Source organism: Alkalihalobacillus sp. MEB130 (assembly GCF_032335535.1).
GTDB lineage: Bacteria > Bacillota > Bacilli > Bacillales > Bacillaceae_D > Halalkalibacter.
In genome coordinates this window covers 120,699-139,208 of record NZ_JAOANA010000001.1, presented here as the reverse complement: position 1 = coordinate 139,208, position 18,510 = coordinate 120,699, and the positions used below count along the sequence as shown (strand labels likewise).

The following is an 18,510-nucleotide window of genomic DNA, read 5'->3' as shown; positions in this document are numbered from 1 at the left end:
GATGATCGGCATTGTTGATTATGGAATGGGCAATTTGCACAGTGTCAGCAAAGCGCTTGAACGCTTAGAATTAGACTATGTGTTAACAGATGATATCGAACAATTAAAAAAAGCCGATGGACTGTTGCTTCCTGGTGTAGGGGCGTTTCCGGATGCGATGAAGACATTGAACGAGATGGGCTTAACGACTTTTCTACGTGAATGGGCAGAATCTGGCAAACCTCTTCTTGGTATTTGCCTTGGCATGCAATTGTTATTTGATGAGAGTGAAGAGCACGGAGCGACAGAAGGGTTAAAACTGTTACCTGGTCGTGTTGAGCGTTTTGTTGGTCATACAGCGAACGGGGAAACATACAAAGTTCCACATATGGGTTGGAACAAATTAACGTTTCATAAACCAGATCACAAGCTTTTACAAGACGTAGAAGAAGGACATGTGTATTTTGTTCACTCGTTTGTCGTTAAACACAAAGAGGATGATGTGTTACTAGCGTCAAGTGAGTATGATGTAACCGTTCCAGCTGTTGTTGGCAGGGGCAATGTGATGGGAACACAATTTCACCCAGAAAAAAGCAGCCATGTAGGCATGTCGATTCTCCGCAATTTTGGAGAGCTCGTTACGCAAGGAGGAAAAAGTCGTGAGTAGTTTTGTCATTTATCCAGCTATTGATATGAGAGACGGAAAGTGCGTTCGTCTTGTTCAAGGAGATTATGATCAAGAAACGGTATACGGAGATTCGCCGTTTGATATGGCGAAATTATTCGCTGATAGCGGAGCCGAGTGGATTCATATGGTTGACTTGGACGGAGCGAAAGCGAAAAAACGTGTGAACCATGAGCATGTGCTTCGTGTGGCCAAAGAGCTTGATGCGAAAGTGCAAATTGGCGGTGGCATTCGTACAGCTGAGGATGTGGCGTTTTACTTAGATCAAGGAGTGGACCGTGTGATCCTTGGAAGTGTCGCGGTGAATAATCCTGAGTTTACGAAAGAAATGCTATCGAAATACGGCGGAGAGCGAATTGCCATTGGCCTTGATGCACGTGATGGATATGTCGCGACAGAAGGCTGGCTAGAGACCTCATCGGTGAAAGCAGAAACATTAGCGCAAGAGTTAGCTCGCCACGGAGCAGAAGTGTTTATTTTTACTGATATTTCCCGTGATGGCATGCTTTCAGGCCCCAATACAGAAGCCATAACAAACTTAGCAGAAGCAACAGGAAAACAAGTCATTGCATCTGGTGGAGTGAGTTCATTAGCTGATTTAACCGAACTTCGTGAACGTCGAGCACGTGGTGTGAGCGGGGCAATTGTTGGAAAAGCATTATATACAAACCAGTTTACGCTAGAAGAAGCCTTACTAGGAGGAAACTAAAGTTATGTTAACAAAACGTATTGTTCCTTGTTTGGATGTAAAAGATGGACGGGTTGTAAAAGGTGTACAATTCGTCGATTTACGTGATGCGGGTGATCCGGTTGAACTGGCAGCATTTTATGATGAGCAAGGTGCGGATGAACTCGTATTTCTAGATATTTCGGCTTCTCATGAAGGCCGTGAGACAATGGTTGAGGTTGTTGAGCAAGTGGCTGGAACGTTAGCCATTCCTTTTACGGTTGGTGGCGGAATTAACTCACTTGAAGATATGAAGCGTGTGTTGCGTGCGGGGGCAGATAAAGTGTCCTTGAATACAGCTGCTGTCAAACGTCCTGAGCTGATAAAAGAAGGAGCAGACTTTTTCGGATCGCAATGCATTGTGGTTGCCATTGATGCGAAGTATGATGAAGAGCTAGGTTCATGGCGTATTTATACGCATGGCGGACGAGAAGCAACGGATTGGGAAGTGACCGATTGGGCGAGGGAAGCCGTGCGTCTTGGTGCTGGTGAAATTTTGCTAACAAGCATGGATCAAGACGGAGCGAAGACGGGATTTGATTTGGCGCTGACACGTGCTGTCAATGCCGCTGTCACAGTACCTGTTATTGCATCTGGTGGTGCTGGCAAGAAAGAAGACTTTGCCGATGTGTTTGAAGATGCCAAAGCAGATGCGGCACTTGCAGCCTCGATTTTTCACTACAAAGAAACATCGGTTGCTGAAGTAAAGTCGTATTTAAAAGAAAAGGGTGTGGCCGTACGATGAGCATAGATAACATTCAATTTGATAAGGACGGACTTGTGCCAGCAGTTGTACAAGACGCCACAAGCAAGGAAGTGTTAACTCTTGCTTATATGAACAAAGAATCGTTAGAAAAATCACTTGAAACGAGAGAAACATGGTTTTACTCGCGTTCTCGTCAAGAGTTATGGCACAAAGGAGCAACATCAGGCAACACGCAACAAATCGTTGATATGCGCTATGACTGTGATAGCGATGCGATTGTCGTTCTCGTTGTTCCTGCTGGTCCAGCTTGTCATACAGGAGCGTACACATGCTTTTCTGATTCATTGTTTGAAGAAGCGGCCGTTCGTACGAATCCAACTCGCTTTGCGATTTTGGATGAGTTAGAAAGAGTGATAGCTGAGCGTGAAGTTGAGATGCCAGAAGGAGCTTATACGACCTACTTGTTTGAAAAAGGCGTAGATAAGATTTTGAAGAAAGTCGGAGAAGAAGCAGGCGAGGTGATTATCGCCGCCAAAAACCGCGATCCAGAAGAATTAAAGTGGGAAGTATCGGATTTGTTGTACCACCTGTTAGTCCTTCTACGTGAACAAAAACTTCCGTTAGACGACGTTCTTTCTGTTTTAGAAGAAAGACATAAAAAGTAATAAAAGAGCGCATCGAAAAGATTTTTCTTACGATGCACCCTATAAGGGGTCTGACCCCTACCCTATGGGGTACACAAAAAGGCATAAGGAGATGCCTGTTTGTGTACCTCTTTTTTCGTTCCCACACTGTGTAAAATGATGTATACTAGGTCTTATGATTGAGAAGCTGGAGGTAACATAACTTAATGGGATTAAAACCAAAAGACGAACAGGAAAAGGGCAATGTGGTCCCTTTGTTTCAAAGCGGGGATTATTTCTTTCATAGAGGAATAGAGGCCTATCGAAAGAACCATTTGCAACGCGCGATAAAATTATTAGAGCGAGCGGTAAAAATAACAAATACCGAACCCGTTTTCCATGTTCAATTGGCAGCAGTGCTTTCTGAAATCGGGGAATATGAACGATCAAATGAAATATTACAAAATGTCTTAACAGAAAAAGACGATGTAGCTGAGTGTTATTTCTTCATGGCTAATAATTACGCATATTTAGGTCTATTTGAAAAGGCAGAAAAAATGACCTTGCGATATTTAGAACTATGTCCGGATGATCGCTTTACAAATGATGCAAATGACCTTTTGGAGTTGCTACGTTTTGAGCGTGAAGAAGATGATGATTGGGATGATCTTGAAGAAGACGAGGACGAATTGATTGCCCAATTTGAACGTGCGAGTTATTTAGTTAAACAAGGAGAAATGCAGGCGGCTATTGCTGTTTTAGAGACGATAATAGATGAACATCCTACGTATTGGACCGCACATAATCAATTGGCAGAAGTTCTTTTTCGAATAGGAGATGCGTCTGCTTTTGACATATGTGAAACGGTCTTGGAAAAGGATCCAGGGAATCTGTCTACACGTTGTAATTTAGCATTGTTTTATATAAAAAATGGGGATGCTAAAAGTGCGGAGCCCTATATCAAGTCGTTATGCCAAGTGTATCCGATGGACGGCGATCACTATATGAAAGTGGCAGAAACTCTTTGTTCAGTAGGGGAGTACAAAGCAGCTTATGATCGCTTAAAAGAACTGACTCGCTGGGAATTAGAGCAAAAGGCGGAGTTGGTTTACTGTTTTGCTGTGGCAACGTATCATTGTGGCGATCGAAAAAAGGTTTCTCCTCTTTGTAAACGAGCGGAAGAATTAGGTTCGAAACAAGCGGCAGCAACACTTGCTCTACTCGAGAAAGGGCCGGTTACAGATGATCAAATTCGTTTCGACATTTGGGTTGATTAGCTGAGCAGAAAAATAGACATCGATTGGTCAATTCGCTACGATATTAGTGAAATGACGTAGACTTGATCATATAGCAAATAGTGTACAAAGGAGTGGACCAAAAGATGAGTGAAGAAAAAATTTATGATGTTGTTATTGCTGGTGCAGGACCAGCTGGTATGACAGCGGCGGTTTACACATCTCGTGCAGGTCTTTCAACCATTATGGTTGAGCGCGGAATTCCTGGCGGGCAAATGGCAAATACAGAAGATGTCGAAAACTATCCTGGATTTGATCATATTTTAGGACCGGAGCTTTCAACGAAAATGTTCGAGCATGCGAAAAAGTTCGGTGCGGAATATGGATACGGTGATGTGAAAGAAATTATCGACGAAGGCGATCTGAAAATTGTCAAAGCAGGTAACAAAGAGTTCAAAGCACGTGCTGTTATTGTTGCAACAGGTGCCGAGTATAAGAAAATTGGCGTTCCAGGTGAAAAAGAACTTAGCGGACGCGGTGTTTCTTACTGTGCTGTTTGTGATGGAGCGTTCTTCAAAGGCCGCGAGTTAGTCGTAGTCGGAGGCGGAGACTCTGCTGTAGAAGAAGCGGTATACTTAACACGCTTTGCGACAAAAGTAACAGTGGTTCACCGTCGTGATGAACTACGTGCGCAAAAGATTTTACAAAAACGTGCGTTTGATAACGACAAAATCAATTTTATCTGGAACCATACCGTAAAAGAAATCAACGGCGAAAATGGCAAAGTTGGTAGCGTAACTCTTGTAAGCACGGAAAATGGTGAAGAAAAAGAGTTTAAAACAGACGGTGTCTTTATTTACATCGGGATGCTTCCACTAAATGAGAGCGTCAAAAACTTAGGCATCACCAATGAAGATGGCTATGTTGAAACAAACGAAGAGATGGAAACGAAAGTACCTGGTATCTTTGCAGCAGGAGACATTCGTGAAAAATCCCTACGCCAAATTGTAACAGCTACAGGCGACGGAAGTTTAGCTGCACAAAATGTACAGCACTATCTTGAAACATTAGCTGAGAAAACAAAATAAATTTTGGACCGCTCCTTATATGAGATCAAATCTCGTTGGGGGCGGTTTGTTTGTTGTGGGGGGAGTTGGATGGAGGAGGAGAAGGCAACGTTGAGGCGTTAGATTCCTGAAAAGTTGGATGGGGGAGAAATCGGGAAACGGAGGAGCCGTTAGATTCCTGAAAAGTTGGTTCGGAGAGAAATCGGGAAACGGAAGAGCCGTTAGATTCCTGAAAAGTTGGATGGGGGAGAGATGGGGAAACGAAAGCACCTTTAGATTCCTGAAAAATTGGTTCGGAGAGAAATCGGGAAACGGAGGCGCCGTTAGATTCCTGAAAAATGGGATCGGAGAGAAATCGGGAAACGGAAGAGCCGTTAGATACCCGAAAAATGGGATCGGAGAGAAATCGGGAAACGGAAGAGCCGTTAGATTCCTGAAAAATTGGATCGGAGAGAACTCGGGAACCCAAAGCCCCCTTAGCTTCCTGAAAAAATTGAATCCGAAAGAAACCGGGAAACAGAAACCCAATTAGCTTTCCGAAACCCCTCTCCACCAAGAGTCCCAGCATAAATCTAAAATCAGCCAACCTCATAAAAAGGTAAATTCATCCTTTTTGATAACAAACGTTAATCGTCTTGTAACACGGATGAAATATAAAATGGGTATGATATAAATAAGTAATTGACCCCCTTTTTTTATATACTTTGCACGGACGGAAGCGTCCGTGCCCTTTTTTTATCCTCTTATCAATATCCGTTCAAAAAAGCTCCCTAATTCTAGTAATTGTTTGACCTTTCAATTAATTGTATAATAAGGTAATAGAACGTGAGGTGAAGCTGTTGCAACGGATTACAAACTGTGTGTTAACAAATGGAGAGCAAGCGTTATTATTACAAAAACCAAGTCGCGGCTGGTGGGTTGCACCAGGCGGGAAGATGGAATTTGGTGAAACGATAAAAGAATCAGCGGAGCGCGAGTTTCGAGAAGAAACGGGTCTTCATGTGGAAGGAGCGAAGCTGCGTGCTGTTTTTACAATCGTCGTTCTAGAGAATGATCAGCCGGTGAATGAATGGATGATGTTCACGTTTCATGCGACGAGTTATAAAGGTACGATGTTTGCGCAATCTCCTGAGGGCAAGCTTGAATGGAAAAACATAAAGGATGTTTCCGGATTGCCAATGGCGGAGGGAGATAAATACATGTTTGATCATATCCTCAATGACAAGGATGGTGTCCTACATGGCACGTTTTATTATACAAAAGATTTTCAATTGGTTTCGAGCCGATTAACGTTAGAATAGATTGAAAAGGGGTGAAGAGGGTGAGCGTCGAGCATGAAGAAATTCAGATTGTGATTATTACAGGAATGTCTGGAGCAGGGAAAACAGTAGCGGTCCAAAGTTTTGAGGATCTTGGCTATTTTTGCGTCGATAATTTGCCCCCGGCACTAATTCCAAAATTTATTGAGCTTATTGAGGGATCAAGCGGAAAGATGAATAAAGTAGCATTGGTCATCGATTTGCGTGGGCGTAAATTCTTTGATCATCTCTTTGAGGCGATTGACATGATTAGTCACTCGCCACATTTAAAATTTAAGCTACAAATTTTATTTTTAGATGCGAAGGATGCAAAGCTTGTTCAGCGTTACAAGGAAACGAGACGTTCGCATCCACTTGCTCCAAACGGGCTTCCTCTAGAAGGGATTCAGCTTGAACGTGAGATGTTGGAAGATATGAAGGGGCGCGCTCAGCAAATTATCGATACGACTGATATGAAGCCGATTCAGCTTCGCGAAAGAATCATCCAGCGTTTCTCTGTGAGTGAAAAGCATCCGTTTACGGTGAATGTGATGTCATTTGGATTTAAATATGGCATGCCGATTGATGCCGATCTTGTTTTTGATGTACGTTTTTTACCAAACCCGCATTATATAGATCATATGAGGCCGAAGACGGGGCTTGATGAAGAAGTATCGTCCTATGTTTTAAAATGGACAGAAACACAGCAGTTTATTGAAAAACTAACGGATTTGTTGAAATTTATGCTTCCGCAGTATAAGCGAGAAGGAAAAAGCCAAGTAGTTATTGGGATTGGCTGTACCGGCGGAAAGCATCGCTCTGTCACGCTTGCTGAGCATTTTGGCGATGCCTTTGCAGATGAATTCGTATTGCATGTCAGCCATCGAGACATTGAAAAAGATAAAGGAAAAGGGACAACTAAGTGACAAAGAAAAATGTGGTTGTGATTGGAGGAGGCACCGGCTTATCAGTATTGCTTCGGGGGTTAAAAACATTCCCTGTTGATATATCTGCTATTGTAACAGTTGCTGATGATGGCGGCAGTTCCGGGCGCCTCCGAAAAGAACTAAACATTCCCCCACCAGGAGATGTGAGAAACGTTTTAGTGGCTTTGTCTGAAGTGGAGCCCTTGGTTGAAGAATTATTTCAGCACCGATTCGAAAATGGAAATGGGTTATCTGGGCATTCGCTTGGAAATTTGTTGCTTGCAGGGATGACGTCGATTACAGGTGATTTTTCAAGAGGAATTACAGAGCTAAGCAAAGTTTTAAATGTACGAGGAAATGTCTATCCAGCAGCAAATCGAAGCATTGTTTTAAATGCAGAGATGGAAGATGGTAGCATCGTCTCAGGAGAATCGGTTATTCCGCTTGAACAAAAGCGAATTAAACGTGTCTTCCTCACGCCTGAAGATGTATCTCCTTTGCAATCCAGCATCAGAGCTATTGAAGAAGCTGATATTATCGTATTAGGACCTGGTAGCCTTTACACAAGTGTAATCCCGAATTTGCTTGTACCAGGCGTAGTCGAAGCGATTCGCCGGGCAAATGCGAGGAAAGTGTATATATGTAATGTGATGACGCAAGGTGGGGAAACGGATGGATATACGGCTGCAGACCATATTCAGGCCATTCTTGACCATTGTGATACACCTCTAGTTGATGAAATTATCGTAAATGGAGCTCCTATTTCATCGCATTTATTACAACGTTATGCAGGCGAAGGAGCCGTTCCAGTTGTTGTGGATGTGAATCGAATTAACGCCTTAGGGGTATCCATCATATTAGATCATTTTGTTATTGAACGAAAAAATATGCTGCGCCATGATGCGTTAAAAGTGTCACAGGCGATTTTACGCATGTAAAGATAAGGCTATTAAACGTGTAGAAAAAAGGATAGCTACACGGCTGAAAGGAGTGAGGACATTGTCCTTTGCAGCCAAAACAAAAAAAGAATTAACCCAGTTTGAACAAGAAGACTGTTGTGCTACAGCAGAGCTTGCGGCGTTGATTAGGATGAACGGATCTCTTTCATTCAGTCAAATGAAACTTGGTTTGGATGTGACAACTGAGAATGCGGCAATTGCAAGGAGAATTTATACTCTTATTAAGCGAGTGTACCCTTCGATGTTTGTTGAGCTGCTTGTTCGAAAAAAAATGAGACTGAAGAAAAACAATGTCTATCTCGTTCGGATGCAACATGAGGCGAGAGAATTGTTAGAGCAACTTGGAATCTTAGGAGAAGGTTTTGTTTTTCTTCGAACAATCTCAAAACAATTAACAAAAACGAGTTGTTGCAAGCGTGCTTATTTACGAGGAGCTTTTTTAGCGGGAGGGTCCATTAACCACCCTGAAACATCTTCCTATCACTTGGAAATTTTTTCTATATATGAAGAGCATAATGACTCGTTATGTGAATTGATGAACGAATATGAATTAAATGCCAAAACGTTGGAACGCAAAAAGGGTTTCATTACGTATATGAAAGAGAGCGAAAAAATTACCGAGTTCTTAAATATAATTGGCGCACATCAGGCACTGTTGTATTTCGAAGATGTTCGAATCATGAAAGACATGCGCAATTCGGTTAACCGTCTAGTCAATTGTGAAACTGCTAATTTAAATAAAACGGTTGGAGCCGCATTGAGACAAGTAGAAAATATTCGGTTTGTCGATCGGACGATTGGCTTGGATCAACTTCCTGCTAAATTAAGGGAAATTGCGGAACTGCGCGTGCTTCATCAAGATGTAACGTTAAAGGAACTAGGGGAAATGGTGGAAGGTGGCACCGTGAGTAAATCAGGGGTCAACCATCGCTTACGAAAGATTGATCAAATTGCAGAAAAACTGAGAAATGGTCAAGAAGTTCTACCTGAAAAAGGATAATCAAAGAGGAGGAATAAAAATGATTAAAAAAGAAGTAACTGTAAAAAGAAAAACAGGATTACAGGCAAGACCAGCTGCTTTATTCGTACAAGAAGCGAGTCGTTTTACAGCTGAGGTTTTTATTGAAAAAGACGATAAAAAGGTGAACGCGAAAAGCATTATGGGCCTTATGAGTTTGGCAATGGGGCATGGTACAACATTTACACTAATTACAGATGGAAACGATGAAGCAGAAGCATTAGAAACGTTAAGTAACTTTATTGAAACTGAATAAGAAACTAGACACCGCAATGCGACGAGCAAGACGGTGTCTTTTTTATACAAATACAAAAAAAGAAGAGGCCCGTTGGAACCTCTTCCTTTTGTTGTTATTTCGTTGCAGGAATTACTTTATCAATTAAACCATATTCTTGTGCTTTTGCTGCGATCATGAAGTTATCACGATCTGTATCGCGCTCAATCACTTCAAGTGGTTGACCAGTACGCTCAGCTAAAATTTTGTTTAAGCTTTCACGCATTTCAATGATACGCTTTGCGTGAATTTGGATATCAGATGCTTGACCTTGTGTACCGCCAAGTGGTTGGTGAATCATAACTTCACTGTTTGGTAGGGCAAAACGTTTGCCTTTTTCACCAGCAGCAAGCAAGAACGCTCCCATAGAAGCAGCCATACCGATACAAATAGTAGATACTTTTGGCTTTATGTAATTCATCGTATCATAGATCGCCATACCTGCTGTAATGGATCCACCAGGACTGTTAATGTAAATGGAAATATCCTTTTCTGGATCTTCTGCTTGTAAAAATAGTAGTTGAGCCACGATCGAGTTCGCTACGTTGTCGTCGATTGCGCTTCCTAACATAATAATACGGTCTTTCAATAGACGAGAATAAATGTCATATGCACGCTCGCCTCGGTTTGTTTGCTCAATAACTGTAGGGATTAAATTCATCGAAAAACTCCTCCTTTTAGATAGTCGTGAACGTAGATTGCTCACGGTTGCTATGTTATGTACATCATACCTAAATGGTCAAAGAAGGTCAAATAAAAACACTTCTCCTTCATTTAGGAAAGCCAGGTCATCTAAGAATATGACCATAGCGGCAAATCATCAACTCTTTCTTTCGTCAAGGTAGAAATAGATTGTGGAACAACCTATACTACATACTATTCAATATAAGACTATTTAAACCCTCTTTTCATAATATCCGTTTTTTCAATATCTAAACGAGATTCCTAATCATTAACATAGTGTTGATAGGGTAATTCCTTTATAATAAGATAGGAATAGAATAAACTGTTGCAAGCATAACAATTAGAAAACGCTTACAATTATTGATTACCATGTTTTTGGTGAACGAATCACTAGCACCTTTTGTTTTGAAGAAGTGAAGGGAGGGGATTGGATGCAATTTGGATTGTTTCAACAGCAAACGCAAAGTTTGGTAATGACTCAAGAACTAAGGCAAGCAATTCACATATTGCAATACTCGGCCGCGGAGCTGACTTCTTTTATTCATGAGCAATCACTTGAAAACCCATTAATAGAAGTAAAAGAACCGCAACGGTCCGAGGAAATGACCTATACAACCTTTAGACAAGTTTCTGATGATCAACCCTCGCCCATTGACTACGCGCATGTAGAGCGATCAAGTTTGAGTGATGTTCTTCTCAAGCAACTTCAAGATCTTCATGTCTCGAAACAAGAAAGAAAAGAGCTCACATATCTCATTTATAGTTTGAGAGAAGATGGCTATCTGTCTAGGCCGTTTGAGGAGATTTGTGAAGACTTGCAAATTTCACTAGAAGCGGGAGAAACATTATTAGAAACACTACATCACTTTGACCCAGCTGGAGTAGGGGCGAGAAACTTGCAAGAGTGTTTGCTGCTTCAATTGCAGCGGATGGATGACCCTCATTATCTAGCTGAACAAGTGATCATGTTTCATATGGAAGCTTTTGCGACGAGAAAGTGGAAAGAAATTTCTCAACAGTTACATGTTACATTAGCAGAAATCCAAGAAGTGAATGACCTCGTCAAAACACTTGACCCTCGCCCTGGTACTCAATTTATTTCAGAGCCTGTGCCATTTGTTCGTCCAGAGATTCGCATCGTACCGTATGAAGGGGACTTGCTTGTTCATATAGAAGATGATCTCATACCAAGTATTGGATTAAACCATCATTATGAGGAACTGTTACGCGGAGCAGACGATGCAGAAGCTAGTCAATATGCAAAACAAAAGATTCAGCAAGTCCAATGGCTGATGAAAAGCATTCAACAACGAAAACAAACGCTCGTAAAAGTTGGTGAAGCTATTGCCAAACATCAAAAAGAATATTTTTTACGAAAAGACGGGAAGCTAAAGCCTTTAACGTTAAAAGAAATAGCCGAAGAAATCGATGTACACGAATCGACTGTGAGTCGGGCCACAACGAATAAGTTCGCGGACACACCAAGAGGAATGATTGAACTAAAATCATTATTCTCATCATCTGTTCAAAATGAGTTTGGAGAAGCCACATCTAGTCGTTCGATAAAAGAGTGGATGAAAGAGCTTATTTCAACCGAAAATAAACAAAAGCCACTATCCGACGCCAAAATCGTCACATGGCTCCAAAACGAAAAAAACACAACCGTATCCAGACGAGCCATCGCCAAATACAGAGACGAACTAGGAATCCCCTCCTCATCCAAAAGGAAAAGATTCTAAAGAAAAAAGGTGATCTTCCTTTTTTCTTTAGAATCGAAGCAATGAGCGGAGCCGACGTAAAGGTCTTAAGCCTTTATGAGCGCATTTCTCAAAAAGGCGCACGTCGAGAGAAGCCATTGCACATCCTGAGTAAGTTAAAAAAGTTAAATAGAAAAAAGGCGATCTTCCGAGGGCCTGAAAAAGTTCCTTTTAGCAGATTCGGGGAAGGGCAATGGCTTCGCACGTTGCGCGCCTGCTATGAGAAGTCCACTCATAGCAAGCTTAAAAGAAGGCAACGGCTCCGCTCATTGCTTAAAGGGCACTGAAAAAGGTGAAAGTCATACCTTTTTCAGTGCCCTCCGATCTTCCTTTTTTCTTTAGAATCGAAGCAACGAGCGGAGCCGCTAGTAGTTTTTCAAACTTCGAGCGTCTCTATCTACATAATAATTTCGAATAAAAGTGAGTGAGGAAACAAATGATAGAAGTAACCGTTATGTCAAAAATCGATTGTCCTCTTTGCGACAAAGCGATTGATTTGATTAAACCATTAGCTGATGAAATTCCGTTCTCGATGAACATTACCGATATTTACAAAGATGACCATTTACTTGAGAAATACCAAATCATGATTCCGGTTATTCTCATTAATGGAGAAGAGGTTGATTATGGTCAAATCTCCAAAGAAAAGGTAAGAAAGCGTTTACTTGAAATAAATAGGCAAATATAACTTGTGAATAGACCGTATCCTTGGTAATATGTACATGTGGATGAGGATTTTGGTCTTTTTTTTGGTAATAACGGGACCGAAAAAGTCTATGCGGGACAAATCGAGTCCGACCTAACAAAAGGAGTTTGGCTCTATGAATTCATTATTAGACATACAGAAAAAATTATTACCTGATTTGCTTGATGTGATGGTCAAGCGCTACCGAATCCTGCACTACATTAAATTAATGCAACCAATTGGCCGAAGAAGTTTATCAGCGAGCTTACAATTGTCCGAGCGCGTGTTACGAGGTGAAGTAACGTTTTTAAAAGATCAAGGCCTCGTACATTTTGCTACTTCTGGAATGAGCATCACCGAAGAAGGTGAAAAGCTTTTTGAAAAATTAGAAGAGATGATGAAAGAGCTGTTAGGACTTCGCGAATTGGAAGAAAAGCTTGAAAAAGAACTTGGTGTGAATCAAGTGATTGTTGTTGCTGGAAACAGTGATAAGGATGAATGGGTCAAGCGAGAAATGGGTCGAGCTTGTATAAGCGAGTTAAAGGCGATTATTCAGCCTAAAGATGTGGTCGCGGTCATGGGAGGTACAACCCTTGCAGCTGTTGCAGAAATGATGCAACCAGATGCGAAAACAAGGGAAGTCGTGTTTGTCCCAGCTCGTGGTGGATTAGGGGAGCAAGTGGAAAATCAAGCGAACACGATTAGTGCAGAACTGGCTAGTCGAGCAAAAGCACAATACCGCTTGTTGCATGTACCTGATCAAATAAGTGAAGAAGCTTACTCATCTCTTGTATTAGAACCTTCTGTTAAGGATATCCTAAAGCTGATTCAATCAGCTTCTACTGTTATTCACGGAATAGGAGATGCAAGAACAATGGCACTACGCCGTGATTCAGTCGATACGTTTATTGACAAGTTGAATCGGGAAGAAGCTGTAGCAGAGGCGTTTGGTTATTATTTTAACCGTCGCGGTGAACCGATTCATAAGCAACGAACAATTGGTTTACAACTCGATGACCTTGGGGAGCATAAGTATGTAATCTCCGTTGCAGGAGGAGCTTCTAAGGCTGAAGCAATTGCTGCCTACATGAAGTATCAACCGAGTGACGTGCTGATCACAGATGAAGCAGCTGCCGAATCATTATTACAAAGTAGATAAAAGGGCCTTGCTCTTTTAGATAAATTCTTTTTAAGTTACTAGGAGGAGATTTGAACATGGCAACAAAGATTGGTATTAACGGTTTTGGACGTATTGGACGTAACGTATTTCGTGCAGCATTAAACAACCCTGCAGTAGAGGTAGTAGCAATCAACGATTTAACAGATGCTAACATGCTTGCACACTTACTTAAATATGACACAGTACACGGCAACTTAGATGCTGAAGTATCTGTAAACGGCAACTCTCTTGTTGTAAATGGACAAGAAATCAACATCTCTGCTGAGCGTGACCCAGCGAAACTTGAGTGGGCTAACCGTGGAGTAGAAGTAGTTGTTGAATCAACTGGTTTCTTCACTAAGCGTGAAGATGCTGCAAAACACATCGAAGCTGGTGCGAAGAAAGTAATCATCTCTGCTCCTGCATCTGATGAAGATATCACAATCGTAATGGGTGTTAACGAAGACAAGTACGATGCTGGTAGCCACCACGTTATCTCTAACGCATCTTGTACAACAAACTGTCTTGCTCCATTTGCAAAAGTTCTTAACGATAAATTTGGAATCAAGCGTGGTATGATGACAACTGTTCACTCGTACACAAATGACCAACAAATCCTTGACCTTCCACACAAGGACTACCGTCGTGCGCGTGCAGCTGCTGAAAACATCATTCCTACATCTACAGGTGCTGCAAAAGCAGTTGCTCTTGTACTTCCTGAGCTTAAAGGTAAATTAAACGGTGGAGCTATGCGTGTTCCAACTCCTAACGTATCTCTAGTTGACTTAGTAGCTGAGTTAAACCAAGACGTTACGGCTGAAGAAGTGAACAATGCACTTCGTGAAGCTGCTGAAGGTCCATTAAAAGGAATCCTTCACTACAGCGAAGAGCCACTAGTATCTAGTGACTATAACGGCAACCCGCATTCTTCATCAATTGATGCTCTTTCAACAATGGTTATGGAAGGCAGCATGGTAAAAGTGATTTCTTGGTATGATAACGAGTCTGGTTACTCTCACCGTGTTGTAGATCTTGTTGATTACATTGCTAAGCAAGGACTATAATAAGTAACAGTTGGTGGAGGAGGAAGATGATGAAAGTTTCCTCCTCTTTCCGCTGTAAAAAATCGCTATTATACAGGAGGTCTAGCCAAATGAACAAACAAACAATCCGTGATATCGACCTTAAAGGAAAAAAAGTATTTTGTCGTGTTGATTTCAACGTTCCAATGAAAGATGGACAAGTAACGGATGAAACACGTATCCGTGCTGCGATCCCAACGATTCAAGCATTAGTAGAACAAGGTGCGAAAGTCATTCTTGCTTCTCATCTTGGTCGTCCAAAAGGCGAAGTGGTTGAAGAGCTACGTTTAACTCCTGTTGCTGCTCGCTTAAGTGAATTGCTTGGCAAAGACGTGAAAAAAGTAGACGAAGCACATGGACCACAAGCAGAAGAAGCGGCAAATGCTCTATCTGAAGGTGACGTATTATTGCTTGAAAACGTTCGCTTCTATGCTGGCGAAGAAAAGAACGATCCTGAACTAGCAAAAGCATTTGCTGCACTTGCAGATGTGTATGTAAATGATGCATTTGGGGCGGCTCACCGTGCGCATGCGTCAACAGAAGGAATTGCTCATCATTTACCAGCTGTAGCCGGTCTTTTAATGGAAAAAGAGCTAGATGTTCTTGGAAAAGCACTTTCTAATCCAGAGCGCCCATTCACAGCGATTATCGGTGGAGCGAAAGTAAAAGATAAGATTGGTGTTATCGATAACCTTTTGGATAAAGTAGACAACTTAATCATTGGTGGAGGACTTGCTTACACATTTGTGAAAGCACTAGGCCACGAAGTTGGGAAATCTTTACTTGAAGAAGATAAGATTGATCTTGCAAAGACATTTATGGAAAAGGCAAAAGCAAACAATGTAAACTTCTACATGCCAGTAGATGTAACGGTTGCTGATGATTTTTCAAACGATGCTAACATCAAAGTGGTCAATATCGACGAAATCCCTTCAGACTGGGAAGCACTTGATATCGGACCAAAAACGATTGATACATATCGTAACGTTATTTCTGAATCGAAACTTGTTATTTGGAACGGACCAATGGGCGTATTCGAATTAGAAGCGTTCTCTAAAGGAACAAGAGGAGTCGGAGAAGCTTTAGCTGATAGCACAGACACGTACTCTGTTATTGGTGGAGGAGATTCTGCAGCAGCTGTTGAAAAATTCGGCATTGCGAGTAAGATGAGCCACATCTCAACAGGTGGCGGTGCATCACTTGAATTCATGGAAGGCAAAGAGCTTCCAGGACTAGTAGCATTAAACGATAAATAAGGGGTCAGACCCCGCTTTAATCCAATAAAGAGGTGAAGGACTATGCGTAAGCCAATTATTGCAGGTAACTGGAAAATGAACAAAACGCTTGGGGAAGCGAAGCAATTCGTTGAAGCGGTAAAAACAAGTGTTCCAGCTAACAGTGAAGTAGATGCCGTTGTTTGCTCACCAGCTCTATTTTTAGAAAGTTTAGTGAGTCAAACTGAAGGAACAGATCTTAAAGTTGGTGCTCAAAACGTTCACTTTGAAGAGAATGGTGCATTCACAGGTGAAATTAGTCCTGTTGCTTTAGCTGATTTGAAAGTAGACTACGTTATTATTGGACACTCTGAGCGTCGTGAAATGTTTGCTGAAACAGATGAGACAGTAAACAAAAAAGTTCACGCTGCTTTCAAGCACAACTTAGTACCAATCATGTGTTGCGGTGAAACAGATGACGAGCGTGAAGCTGGCAAAACAAACGATGTTGTAAAAGTACAAGTGGAAGCTGGTTTAGCTGGGTTAACAGCTGATCAAGTGAAAAACACAGTGATTGCTTATGAGCCAATCTGGGCAATCGGTACAGGCAAATCTTCTTCTGCAGCTGATGCAAATGAAGTATGCTTATACATCCGTAAAGTCGTTGCAGAAGCGTTCTCACCAGAAGCAGCAGAAGCGGTTCGTATTCAGTACGGCGGAAGCGTGAAACCTGCAAACATTAAAGAATACATGGCCGAGTCTGATATTGACGGAGCACTTGTAGGTGGAGCGAGTCTTGAAGCTGATTCATTCCTTGCACTCTTGGAGGAAGGTAAATAATGAGTAAGAAACCAGTAGCTCTTATCATCCTAGATGGATTTGCGATGAGAGATGAAGTAAAAGGAAATGCTGTCGCTCAAGCGAAAAAGCCTAACTTTGACCGCTACTGGAACCAATATCCGCATGCCACTCTTGAAGCACAAGGGGAAGCGGTTGGTTTGCCAGAAGGTCAAATGGGGAATTCGGAAGTAGGCCACTTGAACATTGGTGCTGGACGTATTGTGTATCAAAGCTTAACACGCGTGAATTTATCGATTCGCGAAGGAGAGTTTTTTGAAAACGAAACGTTTCATGCGGCGATGAACCATGTAAAAGAGAAGAACAGTGCTCTTCATGTATATGGTCTTTTATCAGATGGCGGCATTCATAGTCACATTGAGCATTTGTATGCCCTACTTGAACTTGCTAAACGTGAAAACGTTGAGAAAGTTTACATTCACGGCTTCCTAGATGGACGTGACGTAGGTCCGACATCAGCTGAAGTGTACATTCGTGCCTTACAAAGCAAAATTGAAGATTTAGGTGTAGGGGAAATTGCTTCGATTCACGGCCGTTATTATGCGATGGATCGCGACCGTCGCTGGGAACGTGTCGAGAAGTCTTACCGTGCGATGGTATACGGAGAAGGTCCAGCTTACACGAATCCAATTGATGTAGTAACGGATAATTACAAAAACGAGATTCATGATGAGTTTGTCATTCCATCTGTTATTACAAAAGAAGATGGTACGCCTGTAGGAACAGTTGGAGATGATGATGCGGTTATTTTCTTTAACTTCCGTCCAGACCGTGCGATTCAAATGTCTCAAGTATTTACAAATGAAGATTTCCGCGGTTTTGATCGTGGGGATATGCACCCAAGAAACCTTCATTATGTGTGCTTAACGAAGTTTAGTGAGACAGTGGATGGCTTTGTTGCATTCAAACCGACAAACCTAGATAACACACTCGGTGAAGTGTTATCACAACAAAACTTTAAGCAATTACGTATTGCTGAAACAGAAAAATATCCGCATGTTACGTTCTTCTTTAGTGGTGGCCGTGAGGAGCCGTTTCCAGGCGAGGAACGAATCTTAATTGATTCACCAAAAGTAGCAACGTATGACTTACAGCCTGAAATGAGTGCATACGAAGTAACGGACGCGTTACTTGCTGACATTGAAGCTGATAAGCATGATGCGATTATTTTGAACTTTGCTAACCCTGATATGGTAGGTCACTCAGGAATGCTTGAGCCAACGATTAAAGCGGTTGAAGTAGTGGATGAGTGTTTAGGGAAAGTAGTAGATGCGATTATTGCAAAAGGTGGTGCCGCTGTTATTACCGCTGATCACGGAAATGCAGATGAGGTAATCACATTAGAAGATACGCCAATGACGGCACACACAACTAACCGTGTACCTGTAATTGTGACGGAAAATGGAATTCAGTTACATCAAGACGGAAAGCTTGCTGACTTAGCACCGACTGTATTGTCGTTACTAGGCGGAGAGCAACCAAAAGAGATGACTGGAGTTTCATTAATTAAAAAATAAAGATTTTTTAGCAGGAAATATGTGAATTCGGTTGAATTACAATACGTTTGACTGCAT

At 41.8% G+C, this 18,510-nt stretch carries 19 protein-coding genes; 18 read left to right on the top strand and 1 reads right to left on the bottom strand.

The genetic code is table 11. The annotated features are described in order from the left end of the window. The first annotated feature begins 1 nt into the window (after position 1). The 11 genes from hisH to N0O92_RS00685 all read left to right on the top strand — a co-directional run bounded on the left by hisH (position 2) and on the right by N0O92_RS00685 (position 9,479). Positions 2 to 646 (top strand): imidazole glycerol phosphate synthase subunit HisH, encoded by a 645-nt coding sequence (gene hisH, locus N0O92_RS00735; RefSeq protein WP_315612684.1) that lies wholly within the window; start codon positions 2 to 4, stop codon positions 644 to 646. Then, positions 639 to 1,373, top strand: a complete 735-nt coding sequence (gene hisA, locus N0O92_RS00730) for a 1-(5-phosphoribosyl)-5-[(5-phosphoribosylamino)methylideneamino]imidazole-4-carboxamide isomerase (protein ID WP_315612683.1) — start codon at positions 639 to 641, stop codon at positions 1,371 to 1,373. The genes hisH and hisA overlap by 8 nt, the downstream gene beginning before the upstream one ends. A gap of 4 nt (positions 1,374 to 1,377) precedes the next feature. Then, a complete protein-coding gene (gene hisF, locus N0O92_RS00725; protein WP_315612682.1) occupies positions 1,378 to 2,136 on the top strand; it encodes an imidazole glycerol phosphate synthase subunit HisF in 759 nt (252 codons plus the stop codon). Then, entirely contained in the window at positions 2,133 to 2,762 is a 630-nt protein-coding gene (hisIE, locus tag N0O92_RS00720) for a bifunctional phosphoribosyl-AMP cyclohydrolase/phosphoribosyl-ATP diphosphatase HisIE (protein ID WP_315612681.1), read from the top strand. Before hisF ends, hisIE begins: the two co-directional genes overlap by 4 nt. Positions 2,763 to 2,947: 185 nt before the next feature. Next, a complete protein-coding gene (locus N0O92_RS00715; protein ID WP_315612680.1) occupies positions 2,948 to 3,997 on the top strand; it encodes a tetratricopeptide repeat protein in 1,050 nt (349 codons plus the stop codon). Between the two features lie 104 nt (positions 3,998 to 4,101). Continuing rightward, a complete protein-coding gene (gene trxB, locus N0O92_RS00710) occupies positions 4,102 to 5,043 on the top strand; it encodes a thioredoxin-disulfide reductase (protein WP_315612679.1) in 942 nt (313 codons plus the stop codon). Between the two features lie 818 nt (positions 5,044 to 5,861). Further along, complete coding sequence (locus tag N0O92_RS00705; RefSeq protein ID WP_315612678.1) at positions 5,862 to 6,323, top strand: 8-oxo-dGTP diphosphatase; 462 nt, start codon at positions 5,862 to 5,864, stop codon at positions 6,321 to 6,323. A gap of 20 nt (positions 6,324 to 6,343) precedes the next feature. Then, positions 6,344 to 7,246, top strand: coding sequence for an RNase adapter RapZ (gene rapZ / locus N0O92_RS00700; RefSeq protein WP_315612677.1), 903 nt, complete (start codon positions 6,344 to 6,346; stop codon positions 7,244 to 7,246). Next, a complete protein-coding gene (locus N0O92_RS00695; RefSeq protein ID WP_315612676.1) occupies positions 7,243 to 8,184 on the top strand; it encodes a gluconeogenesis factor YvcK family protein in 942 nt (313 codons plus the stop codon). Before rapZ ends, N0O92_RS00695 begins: the two co-directional genes overlap by 4 nt. Positions 8,185 to 8,245: 61 nt before the next feature. Next, positions 8,246 to 9,205 (top strand): DNA-binding protein WhiA, encoded by a 960-nt coding sequence (gene whiA, locus N0O92_RS00690; protein WP_315612675.1) that lies wholly within the window; start codon positions 8,246 to 8,248, stop codon positions 9,203 to 9,205. Between the two features lie 19 nt (positions 9,206 to 9,224). After that, positions 9,225 to 9,479, top strand: a complete 255-nt coding sequence (locus N0O92_RS00685; RefSeq protein WP_315612674.1) for an HPr family phosphocarrier protein — start codon at positions 9,225 to 9,227, stop codon at positions 9,477 to 9,479. Positions 9,480 to 9,573: 94 nt separating this feature from the next. Here N0O92_RS00685 and clpP read toward each other — a convergent pair whose 3' ends face one another. Beyond that, on the bottom strand, positions 9,574 to 10,158 hold the full coding sequence (clpP, locus tag N0O92_RS00680) for an ATP-dependent Clp endopeptidase proteolytic subunit ClpP (RefSeq protein WP_315612673.1): 585 nt from the start codon (positions 10,156 to 10,158) through the stop codon (positions 9,574 to 9,576). A 454-nt stretch (positions 10,159 to 10,612) separates the two neighbouring features. On the opposite strand from clpP, the gene rpoN reads away from it, so the two are divergent. From rpoN to gpmI, 7 genes are all read left to right on the top strand, one after another. Next, positions 10,613 to 11,920 carry an RNA polymerase factor sigma-54 gene (gene rpoN / locus N0O92_RS00675; protein WP_315612672.1) on the top strand — a complete coding sequence of 436 codons (1,308 nt, stop codon included), beginning with the start codon at positions 10,613 to 10,615 and terminating at the stop codon, positions 11,918 to 11,920. Between the two features lie 454 nt (positions 11,921 to 12,374). Further along, positions 12,375 to 12,626 (top strand): glutaredoxin family protein, encoded by a 252-nt coding sequence (locus N0O92_RS00670; RefSeq protein ID WP_315612671.1) that lies wholly within the window; start codon positions 12,375 to 12,377, stop codon positions 12,624 to 12,626. Between the two features lie 133 nt (positions 12,627 to 12,759). Beyond that, positions 12,760 to 13,782 carry a sugar-binding transcriptional regulator gene (locus N0O92_RS00665; RefSeq protein ID WP_315612670.1) on the top strand — a complete coding sequence of 341 codons (1,023 nt, stop codon included), beginning with the start codon at positions 12,760 to 12,762 and terminating at the stop codon, positions 13,780 to 13,782. 56 nt (positions 13,783 to 13,838) lie between these two features. Next, positions 13,839 to 14,846 (top strand): type I glyceraldehyde-3-phosphate dehydrogenase, encoded by a 1,008-nt coding sequence (gap, locus tag N0O92_RS00660; RefSeq protein ID WP_315612669.1) that lies wholly within the window; start codon positions 13,839 to 13,841, stop codon positions 14,844 to 14,846. Between the two features lie 89 nt (positions 14,847 to 14,935). Next, positions 14,936 to 16,120 carry a phosphoglycerate kinase gene (locus tag N0O92_RS00655; protein ID WP_315612668.1) on the top strand — a complete coding sequence of 395 codons (1,185 nt, stop codon included), beginning with the start codon at positions 14,936 to 14,938 and terminating at the stop codon, positions 16,118 to 16,120. Between the two features lie 42 nt (positions 16,121 to 16,162). Then, positions 16,163 to 16,918, top strand: coding sequence for a triose-phosphate isomerase (tpiA, locus tag N0O92_RS00650; protein WP_315612667.1), 756 nt, complete (start codon positions 16,163 to 16,165; stop codon positions 16,916 to 16,918). Next, the gene (gpmI, locus tag N0O92_RS00645) at positions 16,918 to 18,453 is read left to right on the top strand and encodes a 2,3-bisphosphoglycerate-independent phosphoglycerate mutase (protein ID WP_315612666.1); all 1,536 of its coding nucleotides are present in this window, start codon (positions 16,918 to 16,920) and stop codon (positions 18,451 to 18,453) included. Before tpiA ends, gpmI begins: the two co-directional genes overlap by 1 nt. Positions 18,454 to 18,510 lie beyond the last annotated feature (57 nt).